Source organism: Laedolimicola intestinihominis, from assembly GCF_040096155.1.
GTDB classification, from domain to species: Bacteria; Bacillota; Clostridia; order Lachnospirales; family Lachnospiraceae; genus Laedolimicola; species Laedolimicola intestinihominis.
In genome coordinates, this window is record NZ_JBBMFE010000022.1 from 1 (window position 1) to 19859 (window position 19859).

Consider the following 19859-nt stretch of genomic DNA (forward strand, 5'->3'; position numbering starts at 1 on the left):
TTTGCGCATGTTTCCAGCGCATCTAGGGATACCCGTAGGGTGTTTCCTATGTTTGCGCATGTTTCCAGCGCATCTAGGGATACCCGTAGGGTGTTTCCTATGTTTGTGCATGTTTCCAGCGCATCTAGGGATACCCGTAGGGTATTTCCTGTATTTGCAAGTAAAGTTGTGTGCGCTTGCGCCTTCGGCGCATTGCGGGATTTACACTTCCTTAGCTTTATCTGCGGACGCAGTCGCGAGTGATTTCGGCGAGAGACGCGACGCCGCACATGGCCATGGTGTCTTTGAGTTCGGAGCCGATCTTGTTGATGTAAGACTCGACGCCTTCGCGGGCACCGCCGTAGACGGCTGTGACGAAGGGGCGGGCGATGATGACGGCGTCGGCGCCCAGGGCAAGGGCTTTGAAGACGTCGGTGCCGGAGCGGATGCCGCCGTCTACAAGGATTTTCATGGAGTCGCCCACTGCGTCTGCGATTTCTTCCAGGACTTCCGCGGTAGCGGGGCACTGATCCAGGACGCGGCCGCCGTGGTTGGAGACCACGATGGCTTCTGCGCCTGCTTCTTTGGCTTTCAGGGCGCCTTTGACGGTCATGACTCCTTTGACAATGAAGGGCACGCCGGCGGCTTCCCGGATGGCGCGAAGCTCTTCCACGGATTTGCTTCCGGCGGGTGGGTTCAGGTTCTGAAGGAACGGCAGACCTGCGGCATCGATGTCCATGGCTACGGCGAAGGGATGGGCGTCGTGTACCAGAGCCATTTTTTCATGGATGGTTTCGATATTCCAGGGTTTGACGGTGGGGATACCAAAGCCGCCTGCGTTTTTGATGGCTTTGGTGGCTGCTACCATGACGTTACTGTCGGTGCCGTCGCCGGTGAAGGCTGCAATGCCGAATTCGGCGCAGGCGGATACCAGAATGTCGTTGTAGCTTACGTCATTCAGGGAGTCGCCGTAGTGGAGATTCACTGCACCTACGGGGCCGGCGAAGAACGGATATTTGAAGGTTTTGCCGAACAGGTTCAGGCTGGTGTCGATGGGACGCTTTTCTGCCAGGGTGTCCATCTGGACGCGGATTTCCTTCCATTTGTTATAGTTGCGGATGGCGGTGTCGCCGATGCCTTTGGAGCCGGGGCCGGGCATTTTGTTGCCGCAGGCGCGGCCGTTGCATTCGGGACAGGCCTTGCAGATTTTGCCGACACGGCCTCTTGCGTTTTCGATGCATTCATTGTAGTTCATGGCAGGTACCTCTTTTTTATGTAGTAATGAAAAATCTTTGTTGATTATAGTATAAATTCCCCTTATTTACAAGAGAGGGTTGACAGGTATCTTCAGCAAATGTAGAATAAAATATATATTCGGCAAATGCCGAAATAAAGAGTTTTACGAAGGAGAAATGCGAAAGGAGGTTTCGCGTATGAAGCGACTGCCGGATTCCGAGCTGGAACTGATGCAGATTATCTGGGACGCCGGGCATCCGGTGACCCGGTTGGAGATCGAGTATCAACTGCCGGTGGACCGGAAGCTTTCGGCGACCACGATTCTGTCCTTCCTGTCCCGTCTGCAGGATAAGGGTTTTGTGGACGTGTACCGGGAAGGAAAGAGCAATGTCTATGAGGCGGCGGTGCCCAAAAAGGCTTATCTACAGGAGGAAAGCCGCAGTATCTGGAAGCGGCTGTATCAGAATTCTGTGGGGAATTTTATGACGGCGCTGGGCAGCGGGGATGAGCTTTCTGATGAGGATTTGGACGAATTGCAGGATTTCCTGGATCGGGAGAGAAGGGAGCGTGGCAAATGAGGCAGGCGAAATATCGGAAGATTTTATGGGTGATTTTGCTGGCAGAGCTTGCACTGCTCCATTTGGGCGTGGGGGTTCGGCTATATGTGCTGCGCTGGGAATATCCGCAGGTGCGCCGCCTGATATTGTTGTTTCCGATCTGGGCAGTGGGGACACTTTTGCTGGGGCTGTGGCAGTTGGGGTCTTATCAGCGGTTCCGTCGAAAAGCGATTGCGGCGATTGCGACGGTGGAGGAGGGCTGGATTCACAGCGCCTGCGAGCAGGCAGCCTCGGAGGTGGGGCTTTTGCGGGTTCCGCCCCTTTACCAGAGTGCCGCAGTGACGACGCCGATGCTTTTGGGATTTCTCACTCCGGTGATGCTGATTCCGGATACACGCTACAGCTTCGGGGAGCTGAGAATGGTTTTTCTGCACGAGTGTACCCATGCGAAAAAACGGGATCTCTGGTACAAGCTGATTTTCACAGTGGGAAGCTGTATCTTCTGGTTCCAGCCGGCGGTCTGGCTTCTGAAAAATGCAGCCCTTCAGGACGTGGAGGTAGCCTGCGACCAGAGCGTGGCGGTCGGAAGGTCTGAAGCGGAGCGGGACGCTTACGCGAAGTTCCTGCTGGATTCCCTGCGGCGGGGACGGGAGAAAAATAAGGCCTATTCGGCTTATTTCTATAACAGCAAGGCGGTCATGCGGGCCAGGCTTCGGGTGGTGACCCGGGAGCAGGAGCCGGGCTTCCTGGCAGGAGCGGCGGCCTTTTTGCTCCTGACGGCGGAGCTTGTGGTCTGCATCGGACTTCTGGGCGTGTCGATACGCCGGGATGTGCGGGAAGAGGCATATCAGCAGGAGGCTGCGGTCAATCAGTACCTGGGTTATGACGCGCCGGACAGCTTCACAGATACGGCGGTGGCGGCCATGACAGGGCTTACGCCGGTGGATGGAGAAAATTATTATAACTGGCGGATGAACGCCATGGAGCAGTATCCGGAGACGGAGTGGGCGGATATGACGGAGACGGTGGACGGCCCCTGGCAGCTACGGGTGAAGACCCGGGCTTCCTATCTGGACGCAGTGTCGGATTTTGTGTACCGATACATCATGTATTATGAGGATCCGGAGCGTGGCAGCGCTTATAACCCGGAGGAGTCTAGTGGATATAATACGCTGGAGACCATTGACCGGACGCTGCTGGCGGGCGATGCGGATGAGTATGTGTGCCGCCTGCTGTTCCGGGATATTGTGTGGGCCGATGAGAGCACGGCAGACAGCCTTCCGGTGGAGGGCGAGCGCTATGGTGAAAATGGTACGGAATACCGCTACTATAACTGGGCGGTCCATGTGAAGCGCGTGGGGGAATATACCTATGAGCTGGTCGGCGTGGCGGAGACGGAGGCCGTGACAGCGGCTTTTGCGGAAGCTTATCCGGAGGAGGCAGAGACTGCCTTTATATCCCTTGCGACGCTGGATTTGCGGCAGCAGGATCGCTGCCGGGCGGCCACGCAGGATGGCGTGACCCGGGTGACCTGGGACGATGGGGCAAACTGGACAGAGGTTCCGGTTTCCATGGAAAAGCTGACAGCCCGGGGAGACCAGATGGATGGGCAGCTCAGCGGCGCGCAGGAAAAGAGCTATGTGGTGTCTGATGAGGTAACGGCCTTTGCCTACGGCGGGTCCATGGAGGTTCCCGTGGCAGTGACTTTTACACATGATAAAGGAAATAACTGGAAAACAATTACCGTGACCAATGAGGCAGTCAGCGTGCGGCGGCTGTTCTTGAACTTTCCGGATGCGGAGCACGGCTTTCTGATTTTCACCGGGGATCGGACCATGCACCAGGAGGGGAGCTCTGTCTACCGGACGGAGGACGGCGGCGAGAACTGGTTCGAGGTGAAGCCGGAGCAGGGGTACAGCGCAGATGGCGGTCATTCATTGCTGACAGGAGCGGCCTTTGTGACGGATCAGGCAGGCTTTGTGACCGGCGGCGACGGCTGTTATCAGACTACAGACGGAGGCCTGAACTGGAAGCAGTTGACGGTCCGGGTTCCAGCTGTGGAGTACGCGGAAAGCTACACGGTCTATTATCCGCCTGAGCGGCAGGGAGACAAGCTGGTGCTGTATCTGGGCATGGAGGAATACTCGGAGCTGGGCGGCACAAAGCTGCGCTATGAGTCGGAGGATTTGGGACAAAGCTGGAGTTATACGGGTGTGGTATATCGGAAGTAAAGTGCACAGAAAGGGCGCTGCGAAGCAAGGGGACGGCGGAGGTGACAGATAGATGGAAATGGTAGATAAGGCCACGGAGAAGCGCTGGAAGCGGAAAATGGGAAGGCTTTTGTGGACCAGACGGCTTTACAGCCCCTGGTTCCTTCTGGTCTATTACTGGTTCTGGCGGACCCTGTTTCGCTTCTGCTGGCTGGGCGGTGTGCGGCGCAGGACCCCGGTTCTGACAGGCTGTATATTCCTGTTTTTCCTGTATTTTTTCTGGTATCTGTGGGAGAGGCATTTATACCGGAAAAACAGCTATCCGGGCGTCGTGAAGAAGCTGGAGATCGAAGAAAACCGTCTGGTTTTCGTGGATGGCAGCCAGGTAAAGCTAGGGGAAATGCGCTGGTACCGTACGAAAGGAGAACAGGCGTGGCTGTTCTTAAAGGGGCACCGCTTCCTCTGGGTGGACATGGCGGAATGGCCGGAAAAGAAGAAAGGGTTGTTCCGGATGAAGCTGACTCAGCGGGGACTGCTGGCAGGGCATTTCTGGAAGCTGCCGGTGGCCGTATGTTTGGCAGCGGTAACGCTTCTGGGCTGCGCAGGGGTGGTTTGGACGGCGACGCCCTATAACGGAAAGCTATCCTGGAAGATAGACGAGTGGCGGTATCCGGAGAAGTGGCAGGAGCCAGAGAAAAATAAAACAGAGGATATCTTTTTATAAGAATTTATAATACAATAGATTTACAGAAGAAAAAGGGGGATTTCTATGAAACGGAGAACGGCATTTTCAGCTTTGACGCTTGGCCTCGGCCTGAGCTTGGGACTTCTGGCAGGCTGCGGGAAAAAGACGGTGCAGCCCGAAGAACTGTTGACGGAATATATCGATCTTCTGAATCAGGGAGATTACGCGGATATGTATGATTTCCTGACGAAGGAAGCGCAGGAAACTACGGATAAAGAGACTTATGTAAACCGTTATAAAAATATCTATGGTGGAATCGAAGCCTCGGACGTCCGAATCGATATTGCGGACGAGGGTGATAAGAAAGATGAAAAGGCGGAGACTCAGCGGGTCAAGTATACTCTGACTATGGATACAATTGCCGGGGAGCTGTCCTTTGATACTGTAGCCATTTTTACCCAAAATGAGGATGGGGATTACAAAATGAGCTGGGATAGCCAGGACATTTTCCCGAATCTCTATAATGAGGATACGGTCAAGGTGGTGACGACCCAGGCCAAACGTGGCAATATCTATGACCGCAATCAGGTGGAACTGGCCCGGGAGGGTATCGCTTCTTCCGTAGGTCTGGTGCCGGGCAAGCTTCCGGAGGACCGGGACGGCGCCATCGCGCAGCTGTCGGAGCTTCTGGAAATCAGTACGGAGAAGATAGAGAAGGCCTTAAGCGCAGGCTGGGTGCGGGACGATACCTTTGTGCCGCTTCGGACCGTAGCCAAGGACGCCATGGAGCTGAAAGAAAAGCTGCTGGAAATTCCGGGTGTGATGATTTCGGACACGAAGGTGCGGTTTTATCCCTTTGGTGAAAAGGCAGCCCAGCTCACCGGCTATGTACAGAATATTACGGCGGAAGAACTGGAAAAAAGAACAGGGCAGGGGTATAATAGAAACAGCATCATCGGCAAGGCAGGCGCAGAGCGCATCTATGAGGAGCAGCTTCGTCCGAAGGATGGCTATACTATAGAGATCCGGAATCAGCTGGGCGAAGTGAAAGATGTGGTGCTGGAGAAGCCGGCGGAGGATGGACAGGATGTGAAGCTGACCATCGACATCACCCTGCAGCAGTATCTTTATCAGGAGATGGAGGGCGACGAGGGCTGCGCGGTTGCCATGGATCCCACTACCGGAGCAGTGCGGGCGTTGGTCAGCACACCGGCTTACGATCCCAATGATTTCGTTATGGGTTATACTGCCAGCGCGTGGGAGGCGCTGAATTCTGACGAGTCCCAGCCACTGTATAACCGTTATTTGGCGGCCTGGACGCCCGGATCCAGCTTCAAACCCGTGGTGGCGGCTCTGGGTCTGACAGCGGGAACGCTTAACCCGGACGAGGATGTGAAGAATGACGGCTTAAAATGGCAGAAGGACTCGAGCTGGGGCGATTATTATGTGACTACCCTGGTGGATTATCCGGTGAAGAATCTGGAAAATGCCTTGGTGCATTCTGACAATATCTATTTCGCAAAGGCAGCCTGCGCATTGGGTGAGAAAGACTTTATGAAGGGTCTGGATTCCCTGGGCTTTGGGGAGGAGCTGCCCTTTGATTTCGCGGCGACGGCGTCCGGCTATGGAAGCGATGGCAGGATCGCGTCCGAGACAGAACTGGCGGACAGCGGCTACGGACAGGGCAAGATACTGGTGAACCCGATTCACTTAAGCAGCATTTATTCCGCTCTGGTAAATGGAGGTAATATGGTGAAGCCTTATCTGCTGGACGGCGAGAGCGCCACATACTGGAAAGAGGGCGTGTTCACCAAAGAGGCAGCAGATACGGTGCTGGCGGATCTCTATCAGGTGGTGGAGGATAGCGCCGGTACGGCCCATGCGGCACAGCGGGATGCCTTCCGCATGGCAGGAAAGACCGGCACGGCGGAATTGAAGATTTCGAAGGATGACACGGAGGGTCAGGAGCTTGGCTGGTTCGTGGGTATGTGCGTGGAAAACACGGAGAAGCCGCTGCTGATTACGATGATGATCGAAGACGTCAAAGGCCGGGGTGGAAGCCATTATGTGATTCCAAAAGTCATGAAGGGCTTTGATGAATATATGAAATAAATGACAGGTATTACTGACAGGAAAGCAGGAAGCATATGAAAAATAACGGACCACTGAAAAAATATCTCTATAAAAGTCTGGCGGGTGCAGGTTCTATTATTATCTGCATCCTGGTATTTTTCGCCATGTACCGATTCGACCAGATCGTGGCGGCGTATAATCTGATGAAGGGAATTTTGATGCCCTTTATCTATGGTGCGGTGATTGCCTACCTGCTGACTCCCGTCTGCAATTTTATCGAACGGCATTTGTTTTGTTTTTTAGAAAGCAGAATGAAGAAGCCGGAAAAGGCGCACGGCATCGCCGGGGCGGCAGGCATCGGCCTCAGCATGGTGTTCAGTCTGCTGGTGATCTATCTCCTGATTGCTATGGTTATGCCGCAGGTATTTTTAAGCATCGGCAGCATCGTGACGGCGTTCCCGTCCATGGTTAATAAATGGTCGGCCTGGATTCAGAATTATCTGCAGGACAATGAAATTGTTTGGAATTATGTAAACCAGTTTATTGATACGGTTTCTGTCAATGTGGAGAGCTGGCTGGAAACCAAGCTCCTGCCTAATATGCAGACCATCGTAAGCGGTGTTTCCGCAGGGCTTTTGGGGGCTATCGTCGTGATGAAAAATATTCTGATCGGCCTGATTGCCGCCATCTACATGATGGGCAACCGCCGAAAATTCGCAGCTCAGGCTAAGAAGCTGATTTACAGTGCATTCAGTGTACGGCATGCCAACGCGATTCTGGACGAGTGTCGGCTGATTGACCGGATGTTCGGCGGATTCATCAGCGGCAAGCTTATCGATTCCCTGATTATCGGCTGCCTGTGTTTCTTCTTTATGAGCATTCTGAACCTGCCCTATTCCATGCTGATCAGCGTGGTGGTGGGCGTGACTAATATCATCCCGTTCTTTGGACCCTATATCGGGGCGATTCCCAGCGCTATCCTGGTGTTGACGGTGAATCCGATGCAGTGTCTGTATTTCCTGATCCTGATTTTACTTTTGCAGCAGTTTGACGGCAATTTTTTGGGACCGAAGATCCTGGGCAACTCCACGGGTCTGTCCAGCTTCTGGGTGCTGTTTTCCATTCTGGTGTTTGGCGGTCTCTTGGGATTTGTGGGCATGATCATCGGTGTTCCGGCTTTCGCGGTCATCTACGACCTGGTGAAAAAATGCGCCAACTATCTGCTGCGGCAGAAAAAGCTGACGACGGACACGGATACTTATCAGGAACTGGTATCCATAGAACAGGACGGCGGACAGCTTCGTTATGTACAGAATGCGGATAGGCCGGAGCGGAAAAAAGAGGAACAGGAGGAAACCCCATGATTTTAGCGGTAGATATCGGCAACACCTACATTGTGGTAGGCTGCATCCGGGACGATGAGATTGTATTCGTGGAGCGGCTTCACACAGATACGAAGAAATCAGAGCTGGAGTATGCCATCAGCATTAAGACGGTTCTGGAGATATATGGAATTGATAAAAAGGAACTGGCCGGAGCAATTCTCTCGTCGGCGGTACCGCCTCTGACCGGTGTGATGCGCCGGGCTGCGGGCAAGGTGACAGGCCGGGAGCCGCTGGTGGTGGGACCGGGCGTCAAGACCGGCCTGGACATCCGTATCGATAATCCGGCCCAGCTGGGCTCCGACCTGGTGGTAGGCGCGGTGGCAGCCATTGAGGAATATCCCTGTCCGCTGGTAGTGGTGGATCTGGGAACAGCTACCACTTTTACTGTAGTCAATGAGAAGAAGCAGGTTATGGGCGGCATGATTATGCCGGGCGTGGGCGTGGCCCTGGACGCCATGATCAGCCGTACATCCCAGCTTCCGAAGATCAGCCTGGATCCGCCGAAAAAGTTCATCGGCAGCAACACTGTGGATTGCATGAAGAGCGGCGTCCTCTATGGAAACGCGGCCTGCGTGGACGGTATGATTGGACTCATCGAGGAGGAACTGGGCCAGCAGGTGTCTGTGGTAGCCACAGGCGGTATGGCCAGGTACATTGCGCCCTATTGCAGGCGAAAGCTTAAGCTGGACGACGCACTGCTTTTAAAGGGCTTAAAACTTATCTACCGGAGAAATCAGTAAGCCCGCCCTTGTGAGGAGAATGACCATGACAGAGAACAGAAAAGAAAATGCCAGGGAAGAGGATCGGAGATATACGCAGGTCTTTGAGACGAGATGTCCTGTGGACTCATCCAAAGTAAAACATACGGTTACCTTCATCGCGGCCAGCTGCAGCCGGGTGGACGATCTCATAGAGGATTTTCATTGCAGCAGAAACAGCGCCTGCATTAAATGTCAGCAGAATTATCTGTAAAAGCAGGCTGAGCTCACAGTCGTACGCGATGGAAGGTTTGACATTGCTTCTGTACAGTAATGCAAAAAGAAATTGAAATTGTGAAAAAATAATAAAGATAATCCGGAAATATGCACAAAAAACCTTGATAAAATAGATGAAATACGACGAAAATGCTAATCGAACTTGACTGGAAAGAAAAAATCGTGTATAGTGAGTTTATCAACAGAAAACGGAAGAACATACATTGTTCGTACTGACGGACTGTTTTGAAAACAAGGTTGTTTAGCAAAATGGAGCCAGTATTCTATCGAGAAAGGTAGGATACTGGCTTTTTGTATGTTGAAAACCGGAAAAAGGACGGGAGAAGGAGAATGTTCGAGATTATTCTAATTTCACATGGGCCCCTGTCGAAGGCCATGCTGGAAACGGCGCAAATGATCGTAGGTGAACAGGAACACGTAACCTGTTTTGGACTGTATCTGGGTGACAGCGTAGATTTATTCCGGGAAAGGGTGGAGGAAGAGATTCGGAATAAGCTGGAAGAGAGCGACGTGCTCGTATTGACGGATATGCAGTCAGGCAGCCCCTTCAATGTTACCGTGGGGGCCATGGGATATTATGAGTTCCGGCACTTTACAGGAATGAATCTGCCGATGGTTCTTGAGATTTTTTCCAGACGTGCATATGAGTCGCTGGATGAGGTCTGTCAGGACCTGTTGTTAAGTACAAAGGAAACAATGGTGGATGTAAATCAATTGTTATATGAATTGGATACAGCGTTTTAAAAAGAGGAAGGAGGTGGATGCGAATGAAAAACATAGTGTTAATTCGTATCGATGATCGTCTGATCCATGGACAGGTGGTAACTCAGTGGATAAAGGACACAAACGGAAACCGGATTCTGATTGTGGACGATAAGCTGGTTAATGATCGGATGATGATGCGAATTTTGAAAGCAGCGGCGCCGCCGGGAGTAAAAGTAGAGGTCATGACCGTGGCGGACGCAGAGACGGAACTGAAACAGGACGCAGTACCCGGAGAAAATATTGTCATTCTTGTAAAAGTTCCGCTGGTTCTGGAAGCGCTGATTGACGCTGGAATTCCCATGCAGAAGATCGTGCTGGGCGGCATGGGACTGACCCCGAAGCGGAAAAAGTTTAACAAAAATGTGGCGGCTACGGACGAAGAAGTGGAATGCATGAAACGCATTGTGGCAAAGGGAGTACCAATGGAGTTTCAACTGGTTCCGGCAGAGCGCGCTATCAACGTAGAAAAATTATTTTAGAGGAGGTAATGTGTTATGGCATTATGGCAGGCAATTTTATGTGGCGTTTTCTATTATCTGAACGCAGGCCCCTGGGTATGTGGAATAGGTTTCTATACATTTGGACGTCCCATGGTTCTTGGATTCTTTGTAGGTCTGATTCTGGGCGATCCGATTACCGGTACTGTGGTAGGCGCGACGATTCAGATGATCTATCTGGGTCTGATGTCTACAGGCGGTTCTTATCCGGCTGACTCTTCACTGGCCGGTATCGTAGGTACAGCCACTGCGATTCTGACGGGACTTTCCGCGCAGGAAGCGGTAGCTATCGCAGTTCCCATCGGCCTGGTTGGCACGATTTTCTATCAGCTGCGAATGGTAAGCGCAGTACCCTTTACCCATCTGGCAGATAAATACGCGGCAGAAGGCAAGGCGGATAAAATCTGGATCGCGAATGTGTTGCTTCCTCAGATTATCCTGGCAGCGATTTACGTGATTCCCTGTACGATGGTCTGTTACTTCGGAATCGACGCGGTACAGGGTCTGGTAAATGCATGCGAAGGCACCCGGATTCTTCCGATCCTGAGCGCCATCGGCGGCATCCTTCCGGCTATCGGAATCGCCATGAACATGAAGGCCATCTTCAAGGGCGACGCAAGATACTTCTTCTTCATCGGATTCCTGCTGGTTGTATACTTCAATCTGAATCTGATCGCAGTCAGCTGCCTAGCGGCACTGATGGCTATTATCTATATGCAGCTTAAAAATGATGCAAGTGAGGAGGTATAGGTATGAGTGAGAATACAACTGTAAAAAAAGCTTCGAAAAAGGCCGTATTAAAAAGTTTTCTGAACTGGTTATTCATGGCGCACAGCTGTTACAACTATGAGCGTCTCCAGGGAATCGGTTTCCTGCATGCCATGGCTCCGATTATCAATGACATCTATGACAAGGACGATGTGGAAGGAAGAACGGAAGCTCTGCAGCGCCACACCGCATTTTTCAATACCGAGCCCCGTCTGGGAAGTATGATTGTAGGTCTGTGCGCGGCCATGGAGGAGCGTATCGCTTCCGGCGAGAAGGAACTGGCAGGCGAGGACGCCATGGCTTCTATCAAATATGGTCTGATGGGTCCCATTTCCGGAATCGGCGATACTTTTATCCAGGCGATTCTGTCTCCGCTGCTTCTGTCCATGGGCCTTGGTCTTGCCATCGATGGCAACCTCTTAGGGCCGGTGCTTTACCTGGTACTCTTTATTGGAATTATTCTGGTGCTTGGCTATGAGTGCTATATGCTTGGCTATAAAAAAGGCGACGAGGCGATTCTGAACTTTATTGAGAGCGGCGTTATCCGCAAGATTATCTCCGGAGCGGGTATTATGGGATGTACCGTAATGGGTGCGCTGGTAGCAAACTTTGTAAGCTTAAGCACAACGGTTTCTTTCGAAATGACTACAGGAACCTTTGATCTGCAGACCAATTTCTTCGACGCGATTATGCCGAAGATGCTTCCGATGGTACTGACGTTACTGGTATATACCGGTATGAAGAAAAAAGATATTTCCGCGCTGAAGATGATGGGAATTCTGATCGTTGTCGGTGCAGTGCTTGGTATTATCGGATTGATTTAAAACACGATGAAATGGAGGAATGAAGGATGGGGCACAGACCAAATCCGTACTATGTTCTGGAAGAAAAAAAGCTGACCATGCATAAAAGTACCCTGCAGGTAACCATGGGTGACGGCGCGCTGGAACAGCTGAAAAATTACACAGGCGGGAAAATTGTCATCATTCTGGATACCTATCTGATGACGACCCCGATGTTTCAGCGGCTGACCACAGAAATTTTGGCAGGAAAAGATTTCAAGGTTATCTGTGACGTGAAAGCAGAGCCTTCTTATGAAGCCATCGACCCGTTTATTCCGGTGATCCGCGAGTATGGACCGCGATATATCCTGGCCATTGGCGGCGGATCCACCATGGATACAGCCAAGGCGCTGTGGGCCTTCTACGAGTGCCCGGAGCTTACCTGGGACACGATTCTGACTGATTTACCGGACTTCCCGGGCAAGGCGACCCTGATTACGGTTCCCACCACCAGCGGAACCGGAGCGGAGGCCACCGGAGCGGCAGTCTATAAGAAATACGACGGAACCAAGGCATTATTAATCAATCAGAAAATCCGTCCGAAGGAAGCGTTCCTTGACTTTTCCTTACTGGATTCCCTTCCACCCAAGGTAATCGTAAATTCTGGTGTGGATGCGCTGGCCCATGTGGTGGGCGCATTGTCCACCCAGAACTGTAATCAGCTGGATCATATGCTCTGCACCCAGACAGCCATTCAGATTCTGAAGGCATTGCCCAAATCCTACAAAGGGGAGAAGGACGCCAGAGCGCTGATGCATGTGTGTGCGTACCTGGCCGGAGACGAGATAGAAAACGCAGGCGGCGGACTGGAGCATAAGCTGGATATGTTCGCGAAGGCTTATCATATTCCTCACGGCGAGGTTATCGGTATTTTCCTGCCCTACACCATGCTGTATCTGATAGAGCAGAATCATTATCTGGATATCGCGGAGCAGATGGGGATGCCGGGCGAGACGGCTTACGAGAAGCAGAGAAACCTGATTGATTATATCTGGAAATTATATGATGAACTGGGTATGCCGAAAACTTTGAAGGAGACGGGTATTCCGGAGGAAGAATTCTTCGCGAATCTGCCGCAGTACATCGAGATGGTAAAAGAGATCGGACACATTTACTGGATTGCAGGATTCAAGGGGGATGACAGTCTGGAGGGACTGTACCGGATGTCTTATTACGGATTAAAGGAGGAATAAAAAATGAAGGTTGTAGCAATTGTAGAGGAGCGGAAAACAGGAATCTTCGATATTCCCAAACCGGTGCCTGGACCGAATCAGGTTCTGATTCGCATCCATGCCTGCGCGCTGTGTACTTTTGAGCAGCGTGTATTTACCCAGATGACGAAGAAAACGCTTCCCTATGTGGGCGGTCATGAGCTGGCCGGCGTGATCGAAGAAGTAGGAGCTGATGTGGATCCGAAGTTATTCCCGATAGGCTCTAAGGCGGCAGCCAGAGTATTGAAAAACTGTGGCGTCTGCTATTACTGCCGTCACGGTCAGGAGAATCTGTGTAAGGGCGCGTACGCAAAATCCGCAGCGGCGGCAGGCACCCTGACACCGAACGGCTTGGGCGAATATATTGCTGTGGACGCAAATCAGACCTTCCTGCTCTCGGACGATATCGCTTACGAGCAGGCCGTATTTGTAGAACCCTTTGCCTGTGTCCTGAACAGTATTGAACGTGGAAAAATCGAGCTGGGCGACGATGTGGTTGTGATCGGCGGCGGCGTTATGGGCATCCTGCATGTGATTGCGGCAAAAATGTCCGGCGCGCGAGTCATTTTGAGTGAGCCGGATCCGGCAAGAGAAAAAGTGGCGAAGAGCTATGGCGCAGATATTGTTCTGAATCCGAAGGAAGTAGACGTGGTGGCGGAAGTGAAAAAGCTGACCGGCGGAGAGGGCGCGAACGTTGTATTTAATACTACCCCGATTACGGCATTGACTTCTCAGGCCATTGAGATGACAGCTATGATGGGTCGGATGGTTCAGTACAGCTCCATGCATCCGGATAACCCCATCGAGGTAAGCCCGAACTACATCCACAATTCCGAGATTATTATCACCGGTTCCAAGAGCCCCAGCATCAAGGCCTTTGATACGTCTGCCCGCATTCTGTCCAAGAAGATTGTGGATCTGGCTCCGCTGTTGACTGAGAGCTATTCCATGGAAGAAGCGGACAAGGCCTTTGAACGTGCCTTAAGTCCGGAGACTTACCGTGTTATGATTCGTTTTTAAGACCGTCCTGTCCTCCTGGTAAATGTATGCTTATGTTAGAAAGTGTGATACAATGATAAGAAAAAGACATAACGGACATCAGGAGGAGCAGACAATGGAAAAAGTGTATAAGTACAGCCGCGAGATCATCATCGTGACATTTCTTCTGAATACGCTTGCGGAGCTGGCTATGATTATGTCCTTATATACGCCGGTTTATAAGAAAGCGCGGGTATTGGCAGCACAGCTTCAGCTGGAACATGCAGCAGGGGCAGCACAGATTATGGAGCAATATTACAAGACCGATTCTATCTGCATTGCGATTTGTCTGGCGCTGAATCTGGTTTTGATTCTTGTGATGTTTGTACTCCATGAAAATGACGTCATCAGCCGGGACCGCCTGGTCAAGCAGTATGAAGCCCGGCTGACAGAAAAGAATAACGAAGTAATGCGATATGCAAAATATACATCGGTGGGACGTGTGACAACAGACATTATTCATCAGTGGAAACAGCCGCTGAACCGGCTGATGCTTTTAATTTCAAATCTGGAGGACAGCATTTTAAGCGGCGAGGAAGACGAGGTTACGGTTCTGGAATTGTCCGGAGAGGCAAAAGAGACCGTCAGGCTGCTTTCGGATACCATCACGGAATTCCGCAGTGTGCTGGCACACGACGGCTGCAACAGCTTCTTCAGTCTGGAGGAAGCCGTGCAGTACGTGCTGAATATCTTCGCCACGAGAATCCGGGAAAATAACATTCTCTGCGAAGTGCGGATAGAGGCGGATTTGGAGATATTCGGGAAAAAGAGCATTTTGATTCAGGCTATTATGAATCTGGTGGATAATGCGGTGGATGCTATCGTGGAACGGGAAGAAGAGGCAACAGAAAAAAACTGGATCGGCGTCATTGAGATTGAGGGAAGAGAGACAGCTGATGGCATCATACTGTCGGTTTGGGATAACGCGGGAGGCATCAAAGAAAAGGATCAGAAAAAAATATTCGAGATGTACTGTTCCGGCAAAGGGGACAAGGGATCCGGATTGGGACTTCCAATAGCCAGAAATACCATACGAAAAGATTTTCACGGGGATCTGACGGTTCAGAACAGAGGAGAGGGCGTAGAATTCCTGATTACTCTGCCGAAATATGGAGGGTGAGTTATGGATAAGAAAAGCTATCTTTCAAATCTCAGAGTATTGTTGGTAGAGGACGATCTGGATACCTTACGTCAGATGGAAATCATGCTTCGCAGACGGTGCGGCAAGGTCTATACGGCCAATAACGGAAAGCTGGGAATTAAGGCGTACGAAAGCGTGGATCCGGATGTGATTATTACGGATTTGAAGATGCCGCTGATGGGCGGAATTGAGATGAGCCGGAAGATTCGGGAAACGGATCGGGAGACGCCGATTATTATTACGACGGCCTTTGACGATAAGGAGGTCATTTTGAAAGCAGTCGATGTGGGCATCAACAAGTACATTGTAAAGCCCATCGACACGGAGGCCCTTCTGGGCGCACTCAGTGAGGTATCAGTTCAGGTGCTGAAGATTCAGGACGGAATCCTGACGGGCTCCGGATTGATTGTGGACAGAGAGGAAAAACTGAAAAAGGAGGCGGATATCAAGCAGATTTTTGCTACGCTTCTGAAAGAGGAGACAGGAAAGGGACCGCAGGTCGTAAAAGTATTTATTCAGGGAACCATTGTGAAGGTCACGCTGGATTCAGTTCTGACGAAAATGGAACTGAGCATGATAGCCAATGAGAAGAATTACCGCATGATCAGCTACACAAGAGAGGTATTCTACCTGGATCGGAAAGAGAGGATGGAAAAGGCCATGTCCGGGCAGCTGGGAATGGATGTGATGCTCCGTCATGTGACCTGCAACGCGAAAGAAAACAGGGACGACCTGCAGTTTGAACTTAAGATTTATTAGTCGGGAGGATAAGCTTATGTATATTTCTATGATAGAACTGATGAAAAAAGCGAGAGAAGGACATTACTGTGTGCCGGCGATAGCAGTGGAAAATGAGCATTCCGTGCGGGCGGCGATTCAGGCGGCTGAGGAAAAAAAATCTCCGCTGATCATGATTGCACTATATAAAGTAAACCCGGATATCCATTATTTTGGAAGAATTGTGGAAGATCTGGCTATCCGCGCGAAGGTGCCGGTGGCCATGTGCCAGGATCATGGCGGAACCTACGCGGAGGCCATGTGGGCCATACGCGCGGGCTTTACCGACGTGATGGTGGATCGTTCGACCCTTCCCTTTGAGGAAAATATCGCCCAGGTAAGCGAGATTGTAAAGGTAGCGCATGCAGTAGGCGTGGGCGTAGAAGCAGAGCTGGGTCATGTGGGTATGGCAAATCAGTACGAGACGGACGGAACCGGTGGCTTCACCGTTCCGGAGGAAGCAATTGAATTCGTAGAGCGGACAGGCGTGGACGCTCTGGCGGTCGCTATCGGAACAGCTCACGGCGTATACAGCGGCGTGCCGAAGCTCCAGTTTGATTTGCTGGCAGAGCTCCGGGAAAAGGTTCCGGTTCCGTTGGTACTGCATGGGGGATCCGGTACCGGAGACGAGAACCTGAAGAAGGCCTGCCAGATGGGCATCTGCAAGCTGAATATCTCCAATGACCTGAAACGGGGCGCTATTGCGAACCTGAACGAAAAGTGCAAGGACGGCATGGGCGCTTACGCCATGTATCCGCTGCTGTATGAAGGCTACAAGAACGTGGCGGCCCATTATATGACGCTGTGCGGTTCAGAAGGAAAAGCATGAGAAGCCGGAAGCTGATTGCACCGGATTGGAAAAAACGATATGAAATATGCATATTTAATTATGGGACGTTACGATGAAAAAACGGACAGAGCAGAAATTCAGGATGGAAAAGCCCGGATTGTGGGGGTGAAGGATCTGGAAACAGCCTGCACAGTGGCGAACGAGCTGATAAAAGAAGGCGTAAATTGTATTGAGCTGTGCGGCGGTTTTGGCTCTGCAGGAGCGAAGGCAATCATAGAAGCCACCGGAAATGAGATCCCGATTGGATATATAACGCATCTGCCGGAGCAGGACGAATTGTACGCAAAGGTATTTTCTAAAAAGTAGTCCCGGATTTCCCGTTGCTTTTTAGCTGTAAAACAACTATAATAACCCTAAAGTCTAATACAGCGAGGTGACGGATTATGGAAAAGAAAAAAGTAGTAGTTGCTTTGGGACATAAAGCACTGGGAACCACATTGCCGGAGCAGCAGGTGGCAGTAAAGAATGCGGCGAAAGCTATCGCAGATCTGGTGGAGGAGGGCTGTCAGGTAGCCATCAGCCACAGCAACGCGCCCCAGGTGGGCATGATTCATACGGCTCTCAATGAGTTCGGAAAAGAGCACGAAAATTACACCTTCGCGCCCATGTCGGTCTGCTCGGCCATGAGCCAGGGCTATATCGGATATGACCTGCAGAACGCCATCCGGGAAGAGCTTCTGGGAAGAGGCATTCTGAAGACCGTCAGCACCATCATTACCCAGGTAGTGGTAGATCCCTACGACGAGGCATTTGCGGAGCCTATCAAGGTGATTGGCCGTTATATGACAAAAGAAGAGGCTGAGGCAGAAGAAGAAAAGGGAAACTTTGTGGTGGAAGAGGAAGGAAAAGGCTTCCGCCGTGTGGTTGCGGCTCCGAAGCCCACGGATATCGTGGAAATCGACGCGATCCGCACACTGCTGGACGCGGATCAGGTAGTCATCGCCTGCGGAGGCGGCGGAATTCCGGTGCTTCGCCAGCGCGGCCACTTAAAGGGTGCCAGCGCCGTCATTGAGAAGGATTATGCCAGCGGAAAACTGGCGGAGCTTCTGGACGCGGACATGCTGATGATTCTGACCGGAGAGAATAAGATCTGTATCAATTATGGTACAGACCGTGAGAAAGAGCTGGATAAGGTAACACCGGAAGAAGTGGAGTCCTACGCGGCAGCAGGACAGTTTCCGCGGGCGTCCGTACTTCCGAAGATGGCGGCAGGCGCTTCCTTTGTGGCAGGCCGTCCGGGCCGGGTGGCGGTGATTGCGGATCTGGCGAAGGCAAAAGAGGCCCTTCACGAGAAGACCGGAACAATTATCAGAGAGGCACAGTAATTTATGTCTGCGAAGATACAGAAGATATGCGTCGGCTTATTTTCCGGCGGAGCGGCACTGGTGTGGCTGCGGATCTGTTATATGGCCGCAGTTTCCTTAAATGAGACAAAGAAAATCGTACTTCTGGCTCTGGGGCTTCTGGCGGTTTTCCTGCTTTTGACATTTCTGACAGAGAAATTGTCCGGGCGGCTTAAAAATGAAAAAAGATTCTGGCGGGGAGCGTCTCTGACGCTCCTGCTTTTGATGGCGGCAGGATTACTCTATTGCGGCTTACAGCTTCGGGTTTACCCGGGCTGGGATTTCGGATCCGTCTACCAGGGAGCGGTGGAAATTGCGGAGGACGGCGCGTTTTCGGAAAGCAGCAACTGGTATTTTACCACCTATCCCAATAATGTGGCGGTCTGCATGTTCCTGGCCGTATTTTTTAAAATATTCGGGGGCTTATGCTCCTACATTACCCTGGGCGTGCTGCTGAATGTGGGTCTGATTGTGCTGGGCATTGCTTTTCTGTTTCTGCTGGCAGAACAGCTTTACGGCGGGCGGCTGGCATGGCTTGCGCTGGTGGTCTGCGCCTGTTTTCTGCCCTTCTATATGCATGCTGCGATTTTTTATACGGATACCTTTGCCCTGCCCTTTGTGACAGGCTGTTTTCTGTCCTATCAGCTTCGGAAGAAGGACGCCCGGTTCCTGCTTCTGACGGCTGCCGTGCTTGCAGTGGGATATAAGGTAAAGGGAAGCCTGGGCGTGATTCTGATAGCGCTTCTGATTCATATCTGGCTGGGAAAGGAGGAAGCCGCGGAACGGATGAAAAAGAGCTTATTGCTTCTAATCCCGTTCCTGGCTTTGGTAGGAGCGCTTACGGTAATTCCACAGAAAATGCCCTTTTTTGACGCGACGGATTCCTATCAAAATGAATTCCCGGTGGAGCACTGGCTGGCGCTTGGACTGACCGGCGTGGGCGGCTACGACGCCAACGTGTACTGGATGACGGCTTCTGTGGAGGGAAAAGCGGAAAAGCAGGAAACGGATCGTACATATATCAAAGAAAAACTGGAAGAATATGGAAACGAAGGCCTGCGCCAGCACCTGGACAGCAAGATTGTATTTACCTGGGGCGATGGCGTGTATTTCGCTCCGGAGAAGCTGAAGCGGGATCCCCTGCGGGAAAGTCGGCTCCATTCCCGGTTTCTGTATGACGGCGCGGATTACGCGAAAACTTATCGGTATTGCAATGCAGTACAGCTTCTTCTGCTTGGCGGAATCCTCTTGTCGCTGCTTGTGAATTTCTTCGGGAAATGCGAAACACGGGAGATACAGGCCATGCAGATAGCAGTCTTCGGCCTGTTCCTGTTCCTGCTGATCTGGGAAACCCGCTCCCGGTATCTTGTGAATTTTGTTCCGATATTCATTTTGCTGGGGATAGACGGAATCCAGGGAATCCGGTTTTTGCTTCCGGTGAAAAAAGCGGGCAAATGAAAACAGAAAAACCGGATAAATAAGGAAAACAAAAATGAGTACAGGATGT

General features: G+C 51.6%; 20 protein-coding genes. 19 read left to right on the forward strand and 1 reads right to left on the reverse strand.

The window, feature by feature from the left end:
- Window positions 1-217: 217 nt before the first annotated feature.
- Entirely contained in the window at window positions 218-1234 is a 1017-nt protein-coding gene (locus tag WMO29_RS16005) for an alpha-hydroxy-acid oxidizing protein (protein WP_349165476.1), read from the reverse strand.
- Between the two features lie 178 nt (window positions 1235-1412).
- Here WMO29_RS16005 and WMO29_RS16010 point away from each other — a divergent pair, with 178 nt between their 5' ends.
- From WMO29_RS16010 to WMO29_RS16100, 19 genes are all read left to right on the forward strand, one after another.
- Window positions 1413-1793: a BlaI/MecI/CopY family transcriptional regulator gene (locus WMO29_RS16010; protein WP_349165477.1), complete on the forward strand. Its 381-nt coding sequence runs from the start codon at window positions 1413-1415 to the stop codon at window positions 1791-1793.
- A complete protein-coding gene (locus WMO29_RS16015; RefSeq protein ID WP_349165478.1) occupies window positions 1790-4003 on the forward strand; it encodes a M56 family metallopeptidase in 2214 nt (737 codons plus the stop codon). The genes WMO29_RS16010 and WMO29_RS16015 overlap by 4 nt, the downstream gene beginning before the upstream one ends.
- Before the next feature lie 52 nt (window positions 4004-4055).
- Window positions 4056-4706, forward strand: a complete 651-nt coding sequence (locus WMO29_RS16020) for a hypothetical protein (protein ID WP_349165480.1) — start codon at window positions 4056-4058, stop codon at window positions 4704-4706.
- A gap of 45 nt (window positions 4707-4751) precedes the next feature.
- Window positions 4752-6779, forward strand: coding sequence for a penicillin-binding transpeptidase domain-containing protein (locus WMO29_RS16025; protein ID WP_349165481.1), 2028 nt, complete (start codon window positions 4752-4754; stop codon window positions 6777-6779).
- Between the two features lie 35 nt (window positions 6780-6814).
- Window positions 6815-8104, forward strand: coding sequence for an AI-2E family transporter (locus WMO29_RS16030; RefSeq protein ID WP_178038493.1), 1290 nt, complete (start codon window positions 6815-6817; stop codon window positions 8102-8104).
- Entirely contained in the window at window positions 8101-8865 is a 765-nt protein-coding gene (locus WMO29_RS16035; protein WP_178038492.1) for a type III pantothenate kinase, read from the forward strand. Before WMO29_RS16030 ends, WMO29_RS16035 begins: the two co-directional genes overlap by 4 nt.
- Window positions 8866-8890: 25 nt before the next feature.
- Window positions 8891-9097: a hypothetical protein gene (locus tag WMO29_RS16040; protein ID WP_178038491.1), complete on the forward strand. Its 207-nt coding sequence runs from the start codon at window positions 8891-8893 to the stop codon at window positions 9095-9097.
- A 353-nt stretch (window positions 9098-9450) separates the two neighbouring features.
- Window positions 9451-9864 (forward strand): PTS sugar transporter subunit IIA, encoded by a 414-nt coding sequence (locus WMO29_RS16045; protein WP_349165483.1) that lies wholly within the window; start codon window positions 9451-9453, stop codon window positions 9862-9864.
- Between the two features lie 23 nt (window positions 9865-9887).
- Entirely contained in the window at window positions 9888-10364 is a 477-nt protein-coding gene (locus tag WMO29_RS16050) for a PTS sugar transporter subunit IIB (RefSeq protein WP_178038489.1), read from the forward strand.
- A gap of 15 nt (window positions 10365-10379) precedes the next feature.
- On the forward strand, window positions 10380-11132 hold the full coding sequence (locus WMO29_RS16055) for a PTS mannose/fructose/sorbose/N-acetylgalactosamine transporter subunit IIC (RefSeq protein WP_349165485.1): 753 nt from the start codon (window positions 10380-10382) through the stop codon (window positions 11130-11132).
- Window positions 11133-11134: 2 nt separating this feature from the next.
- Window positions 11135-11974, forward strand: a complete 840-nt coding sequence (locus WMO29_RS16060) for a PTS system mannose/fructose/sorbose family transporter subunit IID (RefSeq protein ID WP_178038487.1) — start codon at window positions 11135-11137, stop codon at window positions 11972-11974.
- A gap of 26 nt (window positions 11975-12000) precedes the next feature.
- Window positions 12001-13185 carry an iron-containing alcohol dehydrogenase gene (locus WMO29_RS16065; protein WP_349165486.1) on the forward strand — a complete coding sequence of 395 codons (1185 nt, stop codon included), beginning with the start codon at window positions 12001-12003 and terminating at the stop codon, window positions 13183-13185.
- A 3-nt stretch (window positions 13186-13188) separates the two neighbouring features.
- Entirely contained in the window at window positions 13189-14223 is a 1035-nt protein-coding gene (locus WMO29_RS16070) for a zinc-binding dehydrogenase (RefSeq protein ID WP_178038485.1), read from the forward strand.
- A 94-nt stretch (window positions 14224-14317) separates the two neighbouring features.
- Window positions 14318-15361, forward strand: a complete 1044-nt coding sequence (locus tag WMO29_RS16075) for a sensor histidine kinase (RefSeq protein WP_349165487.1) — start codon at window positions 14318-14320, stop codon at window positions 15359-15361.
- A gap of 3 nt (window positions 15362-15364) precedes the next feature.
- Window positions 15365-16141: a Na-translocating system protein MpsC family protein gene (locus WMO29_RS16080; RefSeq protein WP_178038483.1), complete on the forward strand. Its 777-nt coding sequence runs from the start codon at window positions 15365-15367 to the stop codon at window positions 16139-16141.
- Between the two features lie 16 nt (window positions 16142-16157).
- Complete coding sequence (locus WMO29_RS16085) at window positions 16158-16988, forward strand: class II fructose-bisphosphate aldolase (RefSeq protein WP_178038482.1); 831 nt, start codon at window positions 16158-16160, stop codon at window positions 16986-16988.
- Window positions 16989-17027: 39 nt separating this feature from the next.
- Window positions 17028-17315 carry a DUF6506 family protein gene (locus WMO29_RS16090; protein WP_178038481.1) on the forward strand — a complete coding sequence of 96 codons (288 nt, stop codon included), beginning with the start codon at window positions 17028-17030 and terminating at the stop codon, window positions 17313-17315.
- 77 nt (window positions 17316-17392) lie between these two features.
- Entirely contained in the window at window positions 17393-18334 is a 942-nt protein-coding gene (gene arcC, locus WMO29_RS16095; protein WP_349165489.1) for a carbamate kinase, read from the forward strand.
- A 3-nt stretch (window positions 18335-18337) separates the two neighbouring features.
- Window positions 18338-19810 (forward strand): glycosyltransferase family 39 protein, encoded by a 1473-nt coding sequence (locus WMO29_RS16100; RefSeq protein WP_349165490.1) that lies wholly within the window; start codon window positions 18338-18340, stop codon window positions 19808-19810.
- Window positions 19811-19859 lie beyond the last annotated feature (49 nt).

Excerpts from the sequence above, each read along its gene's own strand:
- WMO29_RS16045 (WP_349165483.1), top strand. The coding sequence starts at position 9,451 with ATGTTCGAGATTATTCTAATTTCACATGGGCCCCTGTCGAAGGCCATG.
- WMO29_RS16085 (WP_178038482.1), top strand. The coding sequence starts at position 16,158 with ATGTATATTTCTATGATAGAACTGATGAAAAAAGCGAGAGAAGGACAT.
- WMO29_RS16025 (WP_349165481.1), top strand. The coding sequence starts at position 4,752 with ATGAAACGGAGAACGGCATTTTCAGCTTTGACGCTTGGCCTCGGCCTG.
- WMO29_RS16055 (WP_349165485.1), top strand. The coding sequence starts at position 10,380 with ATGGCATTATGGCAGGCAATTTTATGTGGCGTTTTCTATTATCTGAAC.
- WMO29_RS16060 (WP_178038487.1), top strand. The coding sequence starts at position 11,135 with ATGAGTGAGAATACAACTGTAAAAAAAGCTTCGAAAAAGGCCGTATTA.
- arcC (WP_349165489.1), top strand. The coding sequence starts at position 17,393 with ATGGAAAAGAAAAAAGTAGTAGTTGCTTTGGGACATAAAGCACTGGGA.
- WMO29_RS16030 (WP_178038493.1), top strand. The coding sequence starts at position 6,815 with ATGAAAAATAACGGACCACTGAAAAAATATCTCTATAAAAGTCTGGCG.
- WMO29_RS16050 (WP_178038489.1), top strand. The coding sequence starts at position 9,888 with ATGAAAAACATAGTGTTAATTCGTATCGATGATCGTCTGATCCATGGA.
- WMO29_RS16035 (WP_178038492.1), top strand. The coding sequence starts at position 8,101 with ATGATTTTAGCGGTAGATATCGGCAACACCTACATTGTGGTAGGCTGC.
- WMO29_RS16020 (WP_349165480.1), top strand. The coding sequence starts at position 4,056 with ATGGAAATGGTAGATAAGGCCACGGAGAAGCGCTGGAAGCGGAAAATG.
- WMO29_RS16070 (WP_178038485.1), top strand. The coding sequence starts at position 13,189 with ATGAAGGTTGTAGCAATTGTAGAGGAGCGGAAAACAGGAATCTTCGAT.
- WMO29_RS16015 (WP_349165478.1), top strand. The coding sequence starts at position 1,790 with ATGAGGCAGGCGAAATATCGGAAGATTTTATGGGTGATTTTGCTGGCA.
- WMO29_RS16010 (WP_349165477.1), top strand. The coding sequence starts at position 1,413 with ATGAAGCGACTGCCGGATTCCGAGCTGGAACTGATGCAGATTATCTGG.
- WMO29_RS16075 (WP_349165487.1), top strand. The coding sequence starts at position 14,318 with ATGGAAAAAGTGTATAAGTACAGCCGCGAGATCATCATCGTGACATTT.
- WMO29_RS16100 (WP_349165490.1), top strand. The coding sequence starts at position 18,338 with ATGTCTGCGAAGATACAGAAGATATGCGTCGGCTTATTTTCCGGCGGA.
- WMO29_RS16040 (WP_178038491.1), top strand. The coding sequence starts at position 8,891 with ATGACAGAGAACAGAAAAGAAAATGCCAGGGAAGAGGATCGGAGATAT.
- WMO29_RS16090 (WP_178038481.1), top strand. The coding sequence starts at position 17,028 with ATGAAATATGCATATTTAATTATGGGACGTTACGATGAAAAAACGGAC.
- WMO29_RS16005 (WP_349165476.1), bottom strand. The coding sequence starts at position 1,234 with ATGAACTACAATGAATGCATCGAAAACGCAAGAGGCCGTGTCGGCAAA.
- WMO29_RS16065 (WP_349165486.1), top strand. The coding sequence starts at position 12,001 with ATGGGGCACAGACCAAATCCGTACTATGTTCTGGAAGAAAAAAAGCTG.
- WMO29_RS16080 (WP_178038483.1), top strand. The coding sequence starts at position 15,365 with ATGGATAAGAAAAGCTATCTTTCAAATCTCAGAGTATTGTTGGTAGAG.